The organism is Stenotrophomonas lacuserhaii, assembly GCF_039674585.1.
Classification (GTDB): Bacteria; Pseudomonadota; Gammaproteobacteria; order Xanthomonadales; family Xanthomonadaceae; genus Stenotrophomonas; species Stenotrophomonas pennii_A.
In genome coordinates this window covers 19776-39822 of sequence record NZ_JBDJNU010000026.1, presented here as the reverse complement: position 1 = coordinate 39822, position 20047 = coordinate 19776, and the positions used below count along the sequence as shown (strand labels likewise).

General features: G+C 65.1%; 16 protein-coding genes. 4 read left to right on the top strand and 12 right to left on the bottom strand.

From position 1 onward, the window contains the following. Nucleotides 1-11: 11 nt before the first annotated feature. The 6 genes from pheT to thrS form a co-directional block, all read right to left on the bottom strand. Entirely contained in the window at nt 12-2393 is a 2382-nt protein-coding gene (gene pheT / locus ABE522_RS11440) for a phenylalanine--tRNA ligase subunit beta (protein ID WP_346591785.1), read from the bottom strand. A gap of 82 nt (nt 2394-2475) precedes the next feature. Beyond that, nucleotides 2476-3471: a phenylalanine--tRNA ligase subunit alpha gene (locus ABE522_RS11435; protein WP_042612989.1), complete on the bottom strand. Its 996-nt coding sequence runs from the start codon at nt 3469-3471 to the stop codon at nt 2476-2478. 189 nt (nt 3472-3660) lie between these two features. Then, entirely contained in the window at nt 3661-4020 is a 360-nt protein-coding gene (gene rplT, locus ABE522_RS11430; protein WP_003484828.1) for a 50S ribosomal protein L20, read from the bottom strand. Nucleotides 4021-4031: 11 nt separating this feature from the next. Further along, a complete protein-coding gene (gene rpmI / locus ABE522_RS11425) occupies nt 4032-4229 on the bottom strand; it encodes a 50S ribosomal protein L35 (RefSeq protein ID WP_002811096.1) in 198 nt (65 codons plus the stop codon). Between the two features lie 261 nt (nt 4230-4490). Beyond that, nucleotides 4491-5033 (bottom strand): translation initiation factor IF-3, encoded by a 543-nt coding sequence (gene infC / locus ABE522_RS11420; RefSeq protein ID WP_080335080.1) that lies wholly within the window; start codon nt 5031-5033, stop codon nt 4491-4493. Between the two features lie 48 nt (nt 5034-5081). Then, entirely contained in the window at nt 5082-6983 is a 1902-nt protein-coding gene (gene thrS, locus ABE522_RS11415; protein ID WP_346591784.1) for a threonine--tRNA ligase, read from the bottom strand. Nucleotides 6984-7377: 394 nt separating this feature from the next. Between thrS and ABE522_RS11410 the strand changes: the two genes are divergently transcribed. From ABE522_RS11410 to ABE522_RS11395, 4 genes are all read left to right on the top strand, one after another. Then, nucleotides 7378-7692, top strand: a complete 315-nt coding sequence (locus ABE522_RS11410) for a hypothetical protein (protein ID WP_346591783.1) — start codon at nt 7378-7380, stop codon at nt 7690-7692. Next, nucleotides 7692-7955 carry a hypothetical protein gene (locus tag ABE522_RS11405; RefSeq protein ID WP_346591782.1) on the top strand — a complete coding sequence of 88 codons (264 nt, stop codon included), beginning with the start codon at nt 7692-7694 and terminating at the stop codon, nt 7953-7955. The genes ABE522_RS11410 and ABE522_RS11405 overlap by 1 nt, the downstream gene beginning before the upstream one ends. Before the next feature lie 10 nt (nt 7956-7965). Then, entirely contained in the window at nt 7966-9525 is a 1560-nt protein-coding gene (locus ABE522_RS11400) for a PepSY-associated TM helix domain-containing protein (RefSeq protein ID WP_346591781.1), read from the top strand. Between the two features lie 218 nt (nt 9526-9743). Next, nucleotides 9744-11192, top strand: a complete 1449-nt coding sequence (locus ABE522_RS11395; RefSeq protein WP_346591780.1) for an insecticidal delta-endotoxin Cry8Ea1 family protein — start codon at nt 9744-9746, stop codon at nt 11190-11192. Nucleotides 11193-11353: 161 nt separating this feature from the next. Here ABE522_RS11395 and ABE522_RS11390 read toward each other — a convergent pair whose 3' ends face one another. The 6 genes from ABE522_RS11390 to infB form a co-directional block, all read right to left on the bottom strand. After that, entirely contained in the window at nt 11354-12796 is a 1443-nt protein-coding gene (locus ABE522_RS11390; protein ID WP_346591779.1) for an insecticidal delta-endotoxin Cry8Ea1 family protein, read from the bottom strand. Between the two features lie 353 nt (nt 12797-13149). Continuing rightward, a complete protein-coding gene (gene pnp, locus ABE522_RS11385; RefSeq protein ID WP_346591778.1) occupies nt 13150-15258 on the bottom strand; it encodes a polyribonucleotide nucleotidyltransferase in 2109 nt (702 codons plus the stop codon). Between the two features lie 151 nt (nt 15259-15409). Continuing rightward, entirely contained in the window at nt 15410-15670 is a 261-nt protein-coding gene (rpsO, locus tag ABE522_RS11380; RefSeq protein WP_057507957.1) for a 30S ribosomal protein S15, read from the bottom strand. A gap of 171 nt (nt 15671-15841) precedes the next feature. Beyond that, entirely contained in the window at nt 15842-16750 is a 909-nt protein-coding gene (truB, locus tag ABE522_RS11375; protein ID WP_346591777.1) for a tRNA pseudouridine(55) synthase TruB, read from the bottom strand. A gap of 88 nt (nt 16751-16838) precedes the next feature. Beyond that, a complete protein-coding gene (gene rbfA, locus ABE522_RS11370; RefSeq protein ID WP_042613000.1) occupies nt 16839-17222 on the bottom strand; it encodes a 30S ribosome-binding factor RbfA in 384 nt (127 codons plus the stop codon). An 89-nt stretch (nt 17223-17311) separates the two neighbouring features. Then, nucleotides 17312-19957, bottom strand: a complete 2646-nt coding sequence (infB, locus tag ABE522_RS11365; protein WP_182656637.1) for a translation initiation factor IF-2 — start codon at nt 19955-19957, stop codon at nt 17312-17314. Between the last annotated feature and the right edge of the window lie 90 nt (nt 19958-20047).

The window sequence follows — 20047 nt, the reverse complement described above, 5'->3', positions numbered from 1 at the left end:
GTGCTGCCCGCTCAACCGCGGATCCGGGCGTGGTGTTCACGCTCGATGGCAGCGACCACCTCGGTCACCACCGCGTCCACGTCGCGGTCCGTCAGAGTGCGCGACTTGTCCTGCAAAATCAAGCCCATAGCGAGACTCTTGAAGCCCGGCTCGACCCCCTGCCCGACATATCGGTCGAACAGGTTCAGCTCGCGCAGCAGGGGCCCGGCGGCCCGTCGCACCGTAGCCGCCAGATCGGTCCAGGCGACCGCATCGGGGGCCAGCACGGCCAGGTCGCGACGCACCGCCGGGAAACGCGAAAGCTCGCTGGCACGCGGCAGTTCGCGGGCGGCCAACGGCGCCAGGTCCAGCTCCAGGGCGTAGACGTCCACATCGATGTCCATCGCCTTGGCCAGGCGCGGGTGGATCTGCCCGATCCAGCCCAGGCGGACATCGCCGCGGTAGACATCGGCCGAACGCGCCGGGTGCCCGTAGGGCTGGGCCGAGGGCTTGAAGCTCAGCTCGGCGCCACTGGCGGCGGCCAGCGCTTCCAGGTCGCCCTTCAGGTCGTGGAAGTCGACCTTGCGTGCGGACAGGCCCCACTGCTCGGCGTCGGCGTCACCACATACCACGGCGGCCACGCGCTGGGTTTCCAGCGGTGCCGGCGCGCCTTCACCGGCCTGGGCGGCGAACGCGCGGCCGATCTCGAACAGGCGCACCCGGCCGGCCTGGCGGGCCACGTTGCGGCCCAGCGTGGCGACCAGCCCCGGCAGCAGCGCCGGACGCATCACCGCCAGTTCGGCCGACAGCGGATTGGCCAGCGGCACGAGGTTGTCGACCAGCTGCCACTGCTGCAGCAGCTGCGCATCGACGAAGGCGAAGTTGATGGTTTCCTGCAGCTCGCGCGCCAGCAGCTGGCGCCGTACGCTGAGCTCTTCCAGGCGGGTTTCGCTGGGCATCGCCACGCGCGCGGCACCGCCGGGCAGCGTGGTCGGGATCTGCTCGTAACCGTGGATACGGGCCAGCTCTTCGATCAGGTCTTCTTCAATGGCGATGTCGAAACGACGGCTCGGTGCGGTGACCTGCCACCCCTCGCCCACGGCCACCACCTCCATGCCCAGCGCGCGCAGGATACGCTCCACTTCGGCGTCTTCGATGGTGATGCCCAGCACGCGGGTGATGCGTGCGCGGCGCAGCGTGATCGGCGTCGGCGACGGCAGGTCGTCTGCGCGCAGCGCTTCGGTCACCACAGAAGCGGTGCCGCCAGCCAGTTCCAGCACCAGCGCGGTGGCGTGTTCGATGGCCGCACGCGGCAGCGCCGGGTCCACGCCGCGTTCGAAGCGATGGCCGGCATCGGTGTGCAGGCCCAGCTTGCGGCCGCGGCCCATGATCGCCGCCGGCGCGAAGTGCGCCGCTTCCAGGAAGACATCGGTGGTCGCGTCCGTCACGCGGGTGTCGAAGCCACCCATCAGGCCGGCCAGGCCGACCGGACGGTCGGCATCGGTGACCACCAGGAAGCTGTCGTCCAGCGCGGCGTCGCGGCCATCCAGCAGCTTCAGGGTTTCGCCTGCGCGCGAACGGCGCACGCCGATCGGCCCGCTCAGCGTGCCGAGGTCGTAGGCATGCATCGGCTGGCCGAGATCCAGCATCACGTACTGGGTGATGTCCACCAGCAGCGACACCGGACGCACGCCGCTGCGGCGCAGGCGCTCGGCCATCCACAGCGGGGTCTGGGCGGCGGCATTTACCCCTTCGATGACTCGACCGAGGTAGCGCGGCGCTTCGGCGCCGGCATTGAGTTCGATCGCCAGCTCGCGCGAGCCGGTCGCCGGTACCGCGTCGGCGGCGAACGGCACCACCTCGCTGCGGGTGGCCGCCGCCACGTCGAAGGCAATGCCACGCACGCTGAAGCAGTCGGCGCGATTGGGGGTCAGCTTGATCTCGATGCTGCTGTCGGGCAGGCCGAGATACTCGACCAGCCCCTGCCCCACCGGTGCGTCATCGGGCAGTTCGAACAGGCCCGACGCGTCGCTGTCCAGGCCCAGTTCCTTGGCCGAACACAGCATGCCGTTGGAGTCCACGCCACGCAGCTTCGCTGCGCCGATCTTCAACGCACCGATCTGTGCGCCGACCATCGCCAGCGGCGCGACCAGGCCCGGGCGCGCGTTCGGCGCGCCGCAGACGATCTGCAGCAGTTCGCCGCGGCCGGCATCGACCTGGCAGATCTGCAGGCGGTCGGCTTCCGGGTGGCGCACGGCCTCCACGATGCGCGCCACGACCACGTGATCCAGGCCACCGCCGAGCGCATCGACCTCTTCCACTTCCAGACCGATGGCGGTCAGCACGGCGCTGAGCTCATCGCGCGAGGCGCTGGTGGGGACGTGGCTGCGGAGCCAGTTTTCGGAGAATTTCATGGTGTCACCCTGGTGGGTCCGGCGCATGCGCCTGGACCTTGATGATGTGCCGCCGAGCATGGCTCGACGCTACGGACAGCCGTTACGCGAACTGCTTCAGGAAGCGCACGTCGTTCTCGAAGAACGCGCGCAGGTCGTTGACGCCGTAGCGCAGCATCGCGAACCGCTCTACGCCCAGGCCGAAGGCGAAGCCGGTGTAGCGCTCCGGATCGATGCCGACGCTGCGCAATACGTTCGGATGCACCATGCCGCAGCCCAGCACTTCCAGCCAGCGGGTGCTGCCATCGGGCTGTTGCCAGGCGATGTCCACTTCCGCACCCGGTTCGACGAAGGGGAAGTAGCTGGGACGGAAACGCATCTCGAAATCGCGCTCGAAGAACGCGCGCACGAACTCGGACAGCGTGCCCTTGAGATCGGCGAAGTTGGAGTGCTCGTCCACCAGCAGGCCTTCGACCTGGTGGAACATCGGCGAATGGGTCTGGTCGCTGTCGCTGCGGTAGACCTTGCCGGCGGCGATCATGCGCAGTGGTGGCGCGTGCTCGCCCATGTAGCGCACCTGCACCCCGGAGGTATGCGTGCGCAGCAGGCGGCCATCGCCAAAGTAGAAGGTGTCGTGCATCGCACGCGCCGGATGATGCGGCGGGAAGTTCAGCGCTTCGAAGTTGTGCCAGTCGTCCTCGATTTCCGGGCCTTCGGACAACTCGTAGCCCAGGCGGCCGAAGATCTCGGTGATGCGCTCCAGCGTGCGGGTCACCGGGTGCAACCCACCACGGCCACCGCGACGGCCCGGCAGGGTGATGTCGATGGCTTCAGCGGACAGGCGCGCATCCAGGGCGGCGTCTTCGAGTACCGCCTTGCGCTCGGCCAGCGCCGTGGTCAGCGTGTCGCGCGCGCGGTTGATCGCTTCGCCGGCGGCCTTGCGCTCGTCGGCCGGCAAGGCGCCAAGCTGCTTCAGCTGCGAGGTGATGCTGCCACTCTTGCCCAGCAGGGCCACGCGCAGCTGTTCCAGCGCATCGGGGCTCTGGGCGGCAGCCACATCGGCCAGTGCCTGGGCGGTCAGGGATTGGATGTCACTCATGGGGTGCCGGAACCTCGGGTCGGATATGCCCTCGCGATGCGCGAAGGGCCGACCCCCGTCGCCACCGCTGTCCGGCCGCCGCGCGTTGCGCTGGCCACCGCACAAAAAAGAATGGGGAAGGACTTGCGCCCTTCCCCATGCATTGCCTTGCCTGCGGGCGCTGCGTCAACCGCAACGACCGAGGAGGACTTATGCCGCCAGAGCGCCCTTGGCCTTTTCAGCCAGCGCGGCAAAACCGGCCGCGTCGTGCACGGCGATGTCTGCCAGCACCTTGCGGTCCAGGGTGATGCCAGCCTTCAGCAGGCCGTTCATGAAACGGCTGTAGCTCAGGCCATTGATGCGGGCCGCGGCATTGATACGGGTGATCCACAGCGAGCGGAAATTACGCTTCTTCTGCTTACGACCGATGTACGCGTACTGCTGGGCCTTGATGACGGCCTGCTTGGCAACGCGGAAGACCTTGCGACGGGCATTGTAGTAGCCCTTCGCCAGAGTCAGGATTTTCTTGTGGCGGCGACGCGCCTGTACGCCACGCTTTACTCGTGCCATGTGTCAGTTCCTCAGAGGTAAGGGAGCATGCGGTCCAGACGGCCGGCGTCTTCTGCGCGGACGTGATTCGTCTGACGCAGGTTACGCTTACGCTTGGTCGCTTTCTTCGTGAGGATGTGGCTACGGTTGGCGTGGCCGCACTTGTACTTGCCCGAGGCGGTCTTGCGGAAACGCTTGGCCGCCGCCCGGTTGGTCTTGATCTTGGGCATTGCTATGTCCTTGATGGGATTTGACCCTGGTTTCTGACTGATCTGGCGGTGGCCTGGGCCACTCTTTCCGTCCTGCCATGATCCGCGTACGACCCCTCCTGATGGGTCGAGCCGGCAATCATACAGGGGAAATGGGCCTCGGGCAACGCCCCGGGACCCCATGACGGCAACCGGGGCCCGGAAAAGCAGAAAGGCGCCAGCGGCGCCCTCCTCCCGTTGCATTCAGCTGCCAGGCGCCCGCGAAGGGCAGCCCGTCACGCCTTATGTCTTCTTCTTCGGAGCAATCATCATCACCATCTGGCGGCCTTCCAGGCGCGGACGGGATTCGATCACGATGTCCTCGCCCAGATCGGTCTCGATCCGGTTGGCCATCTCGCGACCCAGTTCCTGATGGCTCATTTCACGGCCACGGAAGCGGATGTTGACCTTGATCTTGTCGCCCTCTTCGAGGAAACCGCGCATCTTGCGCAGCTTGATCTGGTAGTCGCCCTCGTCCGTGACCGGACGGAACTTCACTTCCTTGATCTCGACCTGCTTGCTCTTCTTCTTGGCTTCGCTGGCTTTCTTCTGGGCTTCGAACTTGAACTTGCCGAAGTCCATCACCTTGCACACCGGCGGATCGGCCTGCGGCTGGATTTCAACCAGGTCCAGGCCTTCTTCCTCGGCCATGGCCAAGGCTTCGTCGCGCGTGAGCACGCCGATCATTTCGCCGTCGCTGCCGATCACGCGTACGCGCGGCACGCGGATTTCCTGATTCTTTCGATTCTGTTTATTGTCAGGGGTACTAATATTGCAATCTCCCAAGGGTATCGAACCGGTCCGCGCGCCATTGCACACGGACCGGACCTTTGATTACGCGCCCTCGGCCTGCAGCCGTTCAATGAAGGCCTGGAGACTCATGCTGCCCAGGTCCTCGCCGGAACGCGTACGCACCGCCACGGCGCCGTTTTCCTTTTCGCGGTCACCAATGACCAGCAGGTACGGCACGCGCTGAAGCGTGTGCTCGCGAATCTTATAACCGATCTTCTCATTACGCAAATCGGCGACTACCCGGAAGCCTTGATCCGCAAGGGATTTGCGAACCTCGCTCACGTATTCAGCCTGGGCATCGGTAATGTTGGCCACCACCACCTGGGTCGGCGCCAGCCAGGCCGGGAACTGGCCGGCGTGGTGCTCGATCAGGATGCCGATGAAGCGCTCCATCGAACCGACGATCGCCCGGTGCAGCATGACCGGATGCTTCTTCTGGCTGTTCTCGTCCACGTACTCGGCGCCGAGGCGGCCGGGCATCATGAAATCGACCTGCATGGTGCCCAGCTGCCAGGTACGGCCGATGGCGTCCTTCAGGTGGTACTCGATCTTCGGACCGTAGAAGGCGCCTTCGCCCGGCAGTTCCTGCCATTCCACGCCGCAGCTGGACAGCGCCGAGCGCAGCGCGCCTTCGGCCTTGTCCCAGGTGGCGTCGTCGCCCAGGCGCGATTCCGGACGCAGCGCGATCTTGATCTGGATGTCCTCGAAACCGAAGTGCTGGTACACCGCCAGCGCCTGCTGGTGGAACGCGGTCACTTCGTCTTCGATCTGCGATTCGGTGCAGAACACATGGCCGTCGTCCTGGGTGAAGCCGCGCACGCGCAGGATGCCGTGCAGCGCGCCGGACGGCTCGTTGCGATGGCAGGAACCGAATTCACCGTAACGGATCGGCAGGTCGCGGTAGCTGTGCAGGCCCTGGTTGAACACCTGGATGTGGCCCGGGCAGTTCATCGGCTTCACCGCATAGGTGCGCTTCTCCGATTCGGTGAAGAACATGTTCTCCTTGTAGTTGTCCCAGTGGCCGGACTGCTTCCACAGCGACACGTCCAGAATCTGCGGGCAGCGCACTTCGCCATAGCCGCTGTTGCGGTAAACGCGGCGCATGTACTGCTCGACCACCTGCCACAGTGCCCAGCCCTTGGGGTGCCAGAACACCAGGCCCGGTGCCTCTTCCTGCAGGTGGAACAGGTCCTGCTGTTTGCCGATGCGACGGTGGTCGCGCATTTCTGCTTCTTCGATGCGCTTGATGTACGCATCGAGCTGCTTCTTGTCCGCCCAGGCGGTGCCGTAGATGCGCTGCAGCTGCTCGTTCTGCGCATCACCACGCCAGTACGCGCCGGAAATACGGGTCAGCTTGAAGGCCTTCAGGAAGCGCGTGTTGGGCACGTGCGGGCCTCGGCACATGTCCACGTATTCCTGGTGGTAATACATGCCCATGGCCTGGATGTCCGGCGACATGTCTTCAATCAGGCGCAGCTTGTAGTCCTCGCCACGCGCCTTGAAGATTTCCACGACTTCCGCGCGCGGGGTCACCTTCTTGACCACGTCGTAGTCCTGGGCGATCAGCTCGCCCATGCGCTTTTCGATCGCGGCCAGGTCATCCGGGGTGAACGGACGCTCGGACTGGATGTCGTAATAGAAGCCTTCGGCGATGACCGGACCGATCACCATCTTGGCGTCCGGGTACAACTGCTTGACTGCATGACCGACCAGGTGCGCGCTGGAGTGGCGGATGATCTCCACGCCCTCCTCGTCCTTGGCGGTGATGATGCGCAGGGTCGCGTCCTTGGCGATCACGTCACTGGCATCGACCAGCACGCCATCGACCGAACCGGCGATGGTGGCCTTGGCCAGGCCGGCGCCGATCGACTGGGCCACCTCCATGACGCTGACGGGATGTTCGAATTCGCGGCGGCTGCCGTCGGGAAGGGTGATCGTGATCATCGAGATGGCTTCATGCTGTGCCCGCGCGGCGGGCTGGAATGCGGATCCGGGGCGGTCCCGGGCAATAAAAAAGCGCCACGACGGCGCCTGGATGGGGGCCTTCGGGTGCCGGTCAGCGGTGGGCGATGGTAGTGCTCATGTCACACGCTCGGCCGGCGCTTGGCGCGGGCCACCTGAATCCAGTGGGAGGGCTGTGGTTGATCTTAAACCAGCGCGGCATAAAGCCCAAGCGCAGCGCCTGCGGCTTACTGAATAGAGGACACTGGATCGCGTAAAAGTCAATGATTACCATACGCGTGCGCCGCTCCGGCTTCCCCCGCCCCCTCCCCGGATTCCCGATGACCCCGCTTGCTGATCGTCCTCCCACGTTGTATCCGGCGGGAAAAACACGCTGATGCAGGTGCCCACCATCGGATTGTCCTCGCTGGGCTTCTGCTCGCTGGCGATGCTGACCACCGCGCTGTCCGCGCTGGCGTTCTACGCCGCTTCTCCGCACTGCCGCTGGCCACGCCTGCGCCGTGCCGGCCGGCTGGGCCGCGAGATCGGCACCGTGGCCGCTGTTGCCGGTCTGTGGCTGTGGATGGCCGACCTGGGCGTCGGCGCGGGGCTGGTGGTCGCCCTGTGCGCATGGATGGCCGTCGCCATGCTGCTGCCTGCCCTCTCCGCCTGGCACCGTCCTGCCGCGGTGCCGGCCCGGAAGCCGCACTGATGTGGTCGCGCGCCTTTGCCGGACTGATCGCTGGACTGTTCGTTGCCGCCGCCGTCACCGGGCTGGCGGCCTGGTTGCCACCGGGCCCGTGGGCAGCCTCGCTGGTGCCCAGCCTGATCGCCTTCATCCCGCTGTGGATGCTGGCGGCAGTGTGGGCCTTCAGCTTCCGCAGCGCTGCCCGCGCATGGACGGTGATGAGCGCCTGCGCCGCCGGCGGCTTCCTCCTGTTGTGGCTGCTGCGCGTATCCGGCGCGGTGCAATGAGAACGATCGAATGAAGTTCAGCTCGCAGACCCTGCGCACCTTCACCACGCTGCATACCTGGGCCGGCCTGGTGGCTGGCTTCGCGTTGTTCGTGGCCTTCTACGCCGGCGCGCTGACCGTGTTCCACCACGACATCCCGCTGTGGCAGACCCCGGCATCGGTGGACCAGCCCGCGGCCACCCTGGCCGACGCGCAACGCCTGCTGGACGGCGTGCTGGAACGCCATCCGGCCGCGCGTACGCACATGGGCATGACCTTCCCCGGCGGCGACCATCCGCAGCCGATCGCCTACTGGCAGGACGCCAAGGGCATCTGGCAATACGCCTGGCTGGACCATTACGACGGCAGCGTCACCCCGCCGCAGGCCGGGCTGGCCGAGCTGGTCAACGAACTGCATTACACGCTGGGCCTGCCGGTGGCCGGCATGTACCTGATGGGCATCGTCAGCCTGCTGTACGGCGTGGCGCTGCTCAGCGGGCTGGTGATCCACCTGCCGAAGCTGGCCGGCGACCTGTTCGCGCTGCGTCCGGGCCGCAACCTGAAACAGTTCTGGCAGGACGCGCACAACATCATCGGCGTGCTCAGCCTGCCCTTCCACCTGATGTTCGCCGTCACCGGGGCACTGCTGTGCCTGGTGTTCCTGCAGATGGCCCTGCTCAACCCACTGATCTACGACGGCAAGCTGATGCAGGCGGTACCGTCGGCGATGGATACCGCGCCGATCCGCCCCGCCAGCGGCACCGCAGGCGAGGCGGTCAACCTGGCCGACCTGCATGCGCGTTCGCTGCAGGTGGCCCGCGACCAAGGCGTGCAGGGCTTCGAACCGGCCTACCTGAAGCTGGCCAACGCCGGCGACGTCAGTGCCACGATCGAGATCACCGGCGAATCCGAAGGCACACTGGGCCCGGCCGGCGCGGTCGCCTTCGACGTCGCCAGCGGCCGCCTGCTGGCCAGCCAGTTGCCCGGACGCCGCGATGCCAACCACGCCACCCTGAGCGCGGCCTATGCGCTGCACTTCGGTGAGTTCGGCAATGGCGTGGTGGCCTGGCTGTATTTCCTGCTGGGCCTGGGCGGCGCCTTCCTGTTCTACTCCGGCAACCTGCTGTGGATCGAATCGCGGCGCAAGCGGCGACAGGTCGAGCAGGGCCGCGCGCAGGTCAACATGGCGCGGGCCACGGTCGGGGTCTGCATCGGCCTGGTGGTGGCGATCTCGGCAGCCTTCGTCGCCGCACAGGTGCTCGAACGCGTCGCACCGCATGCGGTGGATGCGGGCATCCGCTGGGTATGTTTCCTGACCTGGGGTGCGTGCGCGCTGTGGGCCGCGCTGCGTCGCCCGGCGCAGGCCGCGCGCGAACTGCTGTGGGCCGCCGCCGTGGTCACCGCGCTGGTGCCGCTGGCACATGGCGCACTGAGTGGATGGTGGTGGTGGACCAGCGCCGGCCATGGCCACTGGGCGTTGTTCTGGGTGGATGCGGTGGCCCTGGCGATGGCGGCCGGGTTTGCCGTGCTGGCGCGTGCGACGACGCAAAGGGCTCGGCATGGCGATCCGCACAGCGTGTGGGCGGATTGATGATCGACGCATGCGCGGGATCACCCACTGCACGCGCAGGCGCCCAGGTACGGATGGACCCGTCGCGTGCTATCGACATTGCCCACGCACTACCGGTAATGCCCTAGCCATCATTGCGCTTTTGACCCGCCTTTTCCTGGTGCATTTTCCGCTGCCGCCAGCGAGCTGGTGAGCTGAAGCTTGACGCACCAACCGGTCCGTCAAAGCGAGGTCAGCCAATGAAGCGTCATGATTTTCCCGCCACCGACACGGCTCAGGCGGTCCCCCGCGACCCCGTCCGCAGAAAACTGATGGCCGCCGCCGCACTGGGATGCACGTCTCTGGCAGCCGGTTCCCTGCGGGCCTCGCCAACCCGGCAGACGACGCTCTGGATAGATTCCCGGCTACCCACCATCACGGCGCCCAGCGAGCCAACCGGCGAGCTCTACGACCTGATGCGCGAGTCAACGCTTGGCGCCCTTTATCAAGCTCCCGTGGTGGGTGGGCTGCTCTCCTACGTGGGAGCCCTGTTTCTTCCCAGACAAGGCAAAACGCCTGAGCAGATGTGGCGCGAATACACCGACAAGCGCATTTCTGAAACCGTATTCAATCTGGTGAAGGCCGATCTTGAAGGATTGACCAGCGTCTCAAGACTGTACCGGGATGCGGTAACTGCGCAGGACCTCCCGACAATCCATTCACAGAGCATAGCGAGTAATACTCAGTTCTCGGCGCTCATTCCACGCTTCCAGCTGCAGGCTGAGCAGATAGCGTTGCTACCCCTCTTCGTCGTCGCTGCGACGCTGCATCTGACGCTGCTGAGGGATATCGCCCTGACCGGACTGGAGATCGGTTTCAGCGTCGAATCGGTGCAGAACTACAAAAGCGAGCTCAGCAACCGGATCGAAGCCTATACACGCCACGTCGACGCTACCGTGGAAGCGGCCATCGCCAAAGCGCGCAGGGACAACCCGAACGACGGCGCGCCCGCCCGACGCAACCAGCCACTATCGGCGATGCTGGCCGAGAAGGCGCGGCTGCAGCTTGAAGTCATCGACCAGCGTGACACCTGGTACGCATTCGATGCGGCAAAGTATCCCGACAAGAAACGCGTATGGCTGCTGCGGGAGATTTTCTCCCCGATCGCGGGGTGGTGGGACCTGGATTCACGCGCACCCGACGAAATTCCGGACTGGAAGACCCCTGGGACACGCATCAACCGGATGGAATTCTGGGTTCGTTCGCAGTGGCGCACCCAGTGGTTGTCTGCAGTAAAGCTGTACTACGACCAGACGGACGAGACATTGCAGACTGGCGATATCGTTGGGGATCGTCATAACCTTGTAATCGATAAAACTTGGATTGAACACGCAGAGACGTCGTACACTGCCGGAGTCGCCCGGATCGGCCTAACCACGAATCGTGGCGGGTTCGTGGCCGTGGGTCGCGAGCTTCAGGGCAACGAGATAAAAGCGAGCAGCGGATACGCGAAGCACAAGCTTCAATCAATCCGCAGCATCGGTAAGGGCAGCAGCGGTGGTGCGGCGCATGACGCGATCAGCGGACTCGTCTACGGCTTTGGCTTGGAACAACCCAGCGTCATGAGCATCCACCCGGAGACCGATGCACGGATTGCTCCCGTCATTGCCCCCCACCTGATCGATTGGATACGCAGACCGGTGCGCTGACAGCAAACTCCACCGCGTGTTCAACCAGGAAAAAGCGGGCCTGGCGCCCGCTTCTTCTTTCGGAGAACTACCTCCGGCGCGTCTGCGACGCGCGATGAGGGGGCCTCCATCGACCATTACGCAGGCAGACTACCCGATCGACAGGCGAAGACCGACTGGCCTCAGCCAGCAATCCAGTGGAGCAGCTGCGGAGCGATATTCGGCGCCACCCGGTCATAGGTTTCCAGACTGATCGGGACGGCCTCCTGGTTGAGCAACTGAAAGCCCGCGATAAGGCTGCCCACTGATAACAGCGCGGGCGACCGGCCATAACCCACCGACCTCATGGATGACACGCGATGCCCCGCGTAGCTGATGGATGTCGTCTTGTCACTGGAGCGGGGACCGCTACCCTGCCAGAACGTTCCAGTATTATAGTCGGCCTCCAGACGGGAAATGCCCTGCGCGTATCTCGCCCTGATTGTCCTCAAATAGTACGAAGGGTTCGGTAGCGCCAGTCGCTTGCCTGAGGATTTCGCACGCATTCCGGTTTCCACCTCGGATCCATCCTGGTACACGACATGGACTCCCTGGATCCATAGCGCACCGCCGGGTGATCCGACCGTGCTCAGCGCAAGCTCGGACAGCCGCGACGCCGGCCGCTGCCATGTGGGCAGGACGTCCGGCGAAATATTCTTCCTGTCCCACTTGCCAATGATCGGAGAGAAAACTTCACGATCCAGCCGGACCGCGACCGGCGCGGGGAAACGTACCGGGTCGAACGCATACCAGGTATCCCGCATGTCGATGACGGCGATCTGCAGTGCCGCCTTTGCCTGCAGCATCTGCGTCAACGGCTTGTTGCTCTCGTAATAGCCGTCCTTACGCCAATCGTAGGGATTGTCCACCCTGGCCGCCTGGAGGGCGGCGGCGACGTGCCGGTCAACATGCGCGGTGTAACGGGCAATGCAGTCCTTGGCCTGTGTTTCCAACGTGCTGCGATAGGCCGGGGCGTAACCCAGCTCGACCGCCTTCAATGCCATGTCGCGCAGCAATGCAAGATGCAGCGAGGCGGCAATGACATAAAGGGGAAGCAACGATACTTCCTGTCCCACCTGGGCGAAGCGGGGCACAGCGGCCACGAACTGGGTATTGGCGGCAACGCTCTGCGTGCTGATCGCGCTCAGGTCCCCGGAGCGCACCGCATTGGCGTACAGCTGCGCTACCCCGGTGAGGCCGATCAGGTCAGCCTTCACCAATTGGAACAGCGCCTCGGAAATCCGCGCGTCGACAATCTCACGCCATAGCTGCTCGGCGGACTTTCCGACGGCAGGAATGAACAGCGCGCCCAGGTAGGAAAGGAAGCCACCCACTACCGGCACCAGATTCAGCCCTGCCAGCAGTGACTCGCGCAGGACCTTGAGCGCATCGTCATCGGCGCGGGCATCGGTTTCGCTGTCAATGGGTTCACCCCATGAATCCACCAGGCCTTGGTGGGCCAGCAGCGGCGCCGCTACGAGGCAGGCTGAACCGGCCAGCGCGGACTGCATCAGGCGGCGCCTGCCGGGATCCTCGATCGGAGCGACCGGGTTACGGAGATGGGAATTACGGAATTCTGACGACATGGACGTGGACCTCTCTGACTGCTGCGTGGATGCGCCAACACCAGAGGGATTCTTCGCGACGGGGACCAGGCCCTTGCCCGGAAGAATCACGATGGTGCCGGCGTACCCACTGTTGGTCAGCCAGGGTCGACCCCGCACAATTCCGCTGCATCGCCTGCCACGTACAGCACCCTGCATCGCAGCTGCCCCTCATCCGGATGTCCGGGACGCAGCCGCCGATGCCGATGGCGCCCCCCCACCTGCCGCACGCACCCCGTTCCGCGCGGAATTACAGGCAAAGAAAAAGCGGGCCGAAGCCCGCTTTTTCATTCCAGCCAAGAGCGTGACGACCAACGGTCGTCACCCACCACCGATTACTCGGCAGACACGCCCTCGCCTTCTTCGACGGCCTTCATCGACAGGCGGATACGGCCCTGCTTGTCGACTTCCAGCACCTTGACCTTGACCACATCGCCTTCCTTCAGCACGTCGCCAACCTTCTCGACGCGGTCGCTGGAGATCTGCGACACGTGCACCAGGCCATCCTTGCCCGGCAGGATGGTGACGAAGGCACCGAAGTCCATGATCTTGGCGACCTTGCCTTCGTAGATGCGACCCGGCTCGACGTCCGAGGTGATCTGCTCGATGCGGGCCTTGGCAGCCTGCGCAGCGATGGCGTTGACCGAGGCGATGATGATGGTGCCGTCATCCTGGATGTCGATCTGGGTGCCGGTTTCCTTGGTGATGGCCTGGATGGTGGAACCGCCCTTGCCGATCACTTCGCGGATCTTGTCCGGGTGGATCTTGATGGTCAGCAGGCGCGGCGCATAGTCCGACAGCTCCTGGCGCGGTGCCGTCAGGCCGTGGGCCATCTCGCCCAGGATGTGCAGGCGGCCGGCCTTGGCCTGCTGCAGTGCCTGCTTCATGATCTCTTCGGTGATGCCTTCGATCTTGATGTCCATCTGCAGGGCGGAGATGCCCTCAGCGGTACCGGCCACCTTGAAGTCCATGTCGCCCAGGTGATCTTCGTCACCCAGGATGTCGGACAGGACGACGAAGCGCTCGCCTTCCTTGACCAGGCCCATGGCGATACCGGCCACCGGCGACTTGACCGGCACGCCGGCGTCCATCAGGGCCAGCGAGGAACCGCAGACCGAGGCCATCGACGAGGAGCCGTTGGATTCGGTGATTTCCGACACGACGCGGATGGTGTACGGGAAGGCTTCCAGCGACGGCATCACGGCGAGGACGCCGCGCTTGGCGAGGCGGCCGTGGCCGATTTCGCGACGCTTCGGGCCCATCATGCGGCCGGTCTCACCCACCGAGTACGGGGGGAAGTTGTAATGGAACAGGAAGTTGTCCTTGTACTCACCGGACACCGCGTCGATCACCTGACCGTCGCGGGCGGTGCCCAGCGTGATGGTCACGATCGCCTGCGTTTCACCGCGGGTGAACAGCGAGGAGCCATGGGTGCGCGGCAGGATGCCGGTCTTCACGGAGATCGGGCGGACGGTGTCCAGCGCACGGCCGTCGATGCGGACCTTGGTGTCCAGCACCGAGTTGCGCATGGTGCTGTATTCCAGCTCGCCGAATTCCTTCGACAGCTCGGCCGGGTTCCAGCCTTCTGCGGCCACGCGACCGGCCAGCGACTCGAACACGTCCTTCTTGATCGCCGAGATGGCGTCGCGGCGCTGCAGCTTGTCGCGCACCTGGAAGGCTTCGCCCAGGCGCGGGCCGATGGCTTCCTGCAGGGCGCTGATCAGCACTTCGTTCTTGGCCGGGGCGGTCCAGGTCGACGGCTTGGTGCCGGCTTCCACGGTCAGCTCGTTGATGGCGTTGATGACCTTCTGCATTTCGCGGTGACCGAAGGTCACGGCGCCCAGCATCACGTCTTCGGACAGCAGCGCGGCTTCGGATTCGACCATCAGCACGGCGTTGGAGGTACCGGCGACAACCAGTTCCAGCTCCGAATCCTTCAGCTCGGTCACGGTCGGGTTGAGGATGTACTCACCGTTCTTGTAACCGACCTTGGCAGCGGCGATCGGACCCTTGAACGGGGTGCCGGCCAGCGACAGCGCGGCCGAGGCACCGATCAGCGCGGCGATGTCGCCGTCGATGTCCGGGTTCAGCGACATCACCGTGGCGATGATCTGCACTTCGTTCTTGTAGTCTTCCGGGAACAGCGGACGGATCGGGCGATCGATCAGGCGCGAAATCAGCGTCTCTTTCTCGGTCGCACGGCCTTCACGCTTGAAGAAGCCACCCGGGATACGGCCACCGGCGTAGAACTTCTCCTGATAGTCACAGGTCAGGGGGAAGAAGTCCTGGCCCTCACGCGCGCTCTTTGCGGCAACGGCGGAGACCAGCAGCACGGTATCGTCGAACTTGACGATGACGGCACCGCCGGCCTGGCGGGCGATTTCGCCGGTCTCAAGCGTGACGGTGTGTTTGCCGTACTGGAAGGTTTTGGTGATTTTTGCCACGGAGGGTGTCCTTGGGATGCTGTCTGCGAATGGACCGTCGGCGACCCGTGCCGCCTGCGGGTGACCGGTCGTTCCGGTCTGAATGCGATGGGTATTACGGTGCTACAAAACAAAACCGCGGCGCATCGCTGCGCCGCGGAGGATTCGTTGCTTAGCGACGCAGGCCAAGCTTTTCGATCAGACCCTTGTAACGGGTCACGTCTTTCTTCTTCAGGTAGTCGAGCAGGCTGCGACGGCGGTTGACCATCTGCAGCAGGCCACGACGGCTGTGGTGATCCTTCTTGTGGGTCTTGAAGTGGCCGGTCAGCAGTTCGATGCGGGCGGTCAGCAGGGCGACCTGGACTTCCGGGGAACCGGTGTCGGCGGCGCTGCGCTTGTTGTCTTCAATAACCTTCTGGGTGTCGATCGACATTTTCTTTTCTCTTCTGATGCGGGGCCAGCAGGAACGTGTTCACGCACCGCTTGGCTCGCCGTAGGCTGATGATGATCCTGCACGACGCAGGTTGCCCGTGAAAGGGCCGCAAAATTGTAACGGGAGCGCCCTCCCGGAACAAGGTCCGGGGCTGAATGGGCCCGGCGGATGTCACCGATTGAAGCGTCGCTGGCACGCCAGCAGCCCGCTTTCATCGACCTGTCCCAGCCCACAGGCAGCGCCGTCGGCGCCATGGACCACCACCAGGCCTTGCGGCCAGCGGGTATCGCGCTGGCGCTGGCCCAGGCAGAAGCGCGCCGCCTGCTGTTCATCCAGGTCGACCCGGGGGTAGTCCACCAGACCGGCCGAAAGCGGCAACAACAGCGCATCCATGCCGGTTTCATCTCCGGAATCGGCCATGCTGCGCAACTGATCCAGGGTGACCATCGCCGGCTCGGCGAACGGCTCCACCCACAAGCGGCGCAGCGCGCTGATGTGCGCCCCGCACCCCAGCGCCTCACCGAGGTCGCGGGCGATGCTGCGGATGTAGGTTCCCGAACCACAGGTGACGCGCAGCCGCAGGCGATCGGGCTGCTGTTCCAGCACCTCGATGGAGCGCACTTCGACGTCGCGTTCGGGCGCCTCGATGGCATCGCCACGACGGGCCTTCATATACAGCGGTTCCCCACCCTGCTTGAGCGCGGAATAGATCGGGGCACGCTGGCGGATGTGGCCGGTCAGCGCCGCCAGTGCGGCCTGCAGGGCATCGGCACTGATCTCCGGCACCGGGCGCTGCAGCAGCACCTGCCCTTCAGCATCATCGGTATCGGTGGTCTGGCCGAGCACGACTTCCGCATCGTAGGCCTTGGCCGAGCCGAGCAGCAGGCCGGCGATCTTGGTGGCCTCGCCGAAACACAGCGGCAGCAGGCCGGTGGCCAGCGGGTCCAGGCTGCCGGTGTGGCCGCCCTTCTCGGCACGGAACAGGCGGCGGGCGACCTGCAGGGCCGCATTGGAGCTCATGCCGCTGGACTTGTCGAGCAGCAGGATGCCGTCCAGGCGACGGAATTGGATACGTGTCATGGATGTTCATCGTAGCGCCGGGCAGTCCCCGGCGGGCAGGATCCGTGATGCAGGCAGTCGCCGGGCTTCATCCGGCGCCAGCGGATCCTTACTCTTCGTTGCCTTCGCGCTTCTTTTCCGCCGCGACGGTGTCGGGCAGTTCACGCAGCAGGTTGTCGATGCGTTCGCCGCGATCGACCGAATCGTCGTAATGGAAATGCAGCTCGGGCACGTGGCGCAGCTTCATCGCGCGCGCCAGCTCCATGCGCAGGTGCCAGGCCAGTTCCTTCAGGCCCTTCATCGCTTCTTCGGAGCGCTCGGCCATCAGCGCGGTCACGAAGATCTTGGCGTGGGACATGTCGCGGGTGATTTCCACATCGGACACACTGACCGAGGGCAGCCCGTGTTCGCGCACGGCGTTGTGCACCAGGGTGCCAAGTTCGCGGCGGATCTGGGCGGAAACACGGTCGGTTCGATGGAAAGTCTTGGGCACGCGGCAGGGCTCTTCTATTTGGGGGGTGGCACGGTAAACGGTGATGCATTGAAGCAGGACCGGGCCTTTCGGCCCGGTCCCTTGCAGCATTACAGGGTGCGCGGCACTTCGATACGCTCGAAGCACTCGATCTGGTCACCCGGCTTGACGTCGTTGTACGCCTTCACGCCGATACCGCACTCGGTACCATTGCGGACTTCGTCGACGTTTTCCTTGAAGCGACGCAGCGATTCCAGCTCGCCCTCGAACACCACGACACTGTCGCGGAGCACGCGGATCGGCTTGTTCCGCTTGACGATGCCTTCCACGATCATGCAGCCGGCGACAGCGCCGAACTTCGAGCTGCGGAAGACGTCGCGGACATCGGCGATACCGATGATCTCTTCGCGGATCTCCACGCCCAGCAGACCGGAAGCCACCTGCTTCACCTGGTCGATCACGTCATAGATGATCGAGAAGTAACGCAGGTCCACGCCGTTGGATTCAATGATGCGACGGGCGGAGGCATCCGCACGCACGTTGAAGCCGATCACGGTGGCCTTCGAAGCGACCGCCGAGTTGGCGTCCGATTCGGTGATGCCGCCCACACCGGAGTGGATCACGTTGATGCGGATGTCGTCGTTGGACAGACCGACCAGCGCCTGGCTGAGCGCCTGCACCGAACCCTGCACGTCGGCCTTGATGACCAGGTTGAGTACCTGCTGGCCCTCGCCCTTGCCGAGCGTGGCCATGATGTCTTCCATGCGGCTGCCGGCAGACTGCACCAGGCGCGATTCACGGCGCTTGGTTTCGCGCTGCTGCGCCACGTCCTTGGCCAGGCGCTCGTCTTCGACCACCACGAAATCATCGCCCGCTTCCGGCACGCCGGACAGACCCAGCACCTGCACCGGGATCGACGGACCGGCCTGGTCAGGCTGCTTGCCGGTTTCGTCGAACAGCGCACGCACGCGGCCGTACTGGATGCCGCACACCAGGTAGTCGCCCTTCTTCAGCGAACCCTGCTGCACCAGCACCGTCGCGACCGGGCCGCGGCCCTTGTCCAGCGACGATTCGATGACCACGCCGCTGGCGCGGCCGTCGGCCACGGCCTTCAGTTCCAGCAGTTCGGCCTGCACGGAAATGGCTTCCAGCAGGTCGTCGATGCCGAGACCGGCCTTGGCCGAGATCTCGACCATCTGGATGTCACCACCGAAGTCTTCGGACACGACCTGCTCGGTGAGCAGTTCGTTCTTCACGCGCATCGGGTCGGCACCGGACTTGTCGATCTTGTTGATCGCCACGATCAGCGGCACGTTCGCCGAACGCGCGTGCTGGATCGCTTCCTTGGTCTGCGGCATGACGCCGTCATCGGCAGCCACCACCAGCACCACGATGTCGGTCAGCTTGGCGCCGCGGGCACGCATCGAGGTGAAGGCCGCATGGCCCGGGGTATCCAGGAAGCTGATCACGCCCTTCGGCGTTTCCACGTGGTACGCACCGATGTGCTGGGTGATGCCACCCGCTTCGCCGGTGGCGACCTTGGTGCGGCGGATGTAATCCAGCAGCGAGGTCTTGCCGTGGTCGACGTGGCCCATGATGGTGACCACCGGCGGACGCGACACGGCTTCGCCGCGCTCTTCACCGGTGGCGGCCAGCAGTGCCTCTTCGACGTCGTCGTTGCCGGCGCGGACCACCACGTGGCCGAGTTCTTCGGTCACCAGTGCCGCGGTGTCGTGGTCGATGCTCATGGTGATGGTCGCCATGACGCCCATCTTGAACAACGCCTTGACCACTTCGCCGCCCTTCAGGGCCAGCTTCTGGGCCAGGTCGGCGACGGTGATGCTGTCGCCGATCGCCACTTCACGCACGACCGGAGCCGTCGGCCGCTCGAACGCGTGCGGACCACTGTTCTGGCTGCCGCGCATGTCGCGACGGCCCGGCTGCGGGCGGCTGCCCGGACGGCCACGGTTGTTGCTGTTGCTGTTGCCACGGCGCGCACGGTCGGCGGCGGACAGATGCATCTGGCCGGCGAAACGATCACCACCCGGGCGATCGGTACGGGCCGGGCCGCGGTTGTTGCGGTCATCCGAACGCGGCGGTGCGGCACCACGCGGCGGCGCGGACGGGCCACCGGCCGGCGGACGTGCGGCGCGCGGGGCGGCCGGCGCGGCATCGGCAGCCGGACGCGCAGCAGCCGGACGGCTGGCGGCAGCGGCTTCGGCGGCCTTGGCGGCGATGGCAGCTTCTTCAGCAGCCTTCTTCTCGGCCTCGGCACGTTCCTTGGCGGCAACTTCTTCCTCGCGCTTGCGCACGATGGCTTCATCGCGCAGGCGGTCCTTTTCCGCCAGCGCTGCCTGTTCATCAAGATTGCGCTGGCGGGATTCCTCCAGCTTGCGCAGGATGTCGGCGCGCTCCTCATCCGGGGTCATGCGCGCGGCCGCCTTGTCGTAGGTGCGCTTCTGGCGCACTTCCACGTTCACGGTGGTCTTGCTGCGACCCGCGTTCACCGTCACTTCCTGGTGCTTGCGGCGGTTCAGGGTGATTTTCTTGGAAGCCTCGGTGGCTTCTTCGACGGCCTGCTCGGGCTTGCCGTGGGCACGACGAAGGAAGCCCAGGAGCTTCACCTTCTCGGTGCTGGTCACGACCTGTTCGGGACCGCTGAACTTCATGCCGGCACCCGCCAGCTGTTCCAGCAGTTTTTCAACCGGTGTATTGACCAGTTCGGCAAGCTTGCGGATGGTGGTTTGCTGCGACATTCGGATCCTATGATCTTGAGGGCGCCCCCCCGTTTGTGGAGGTAGCGCGGATTCTACGCCCTGATCGGCTCAGGGCCCTGTTCATTGCCG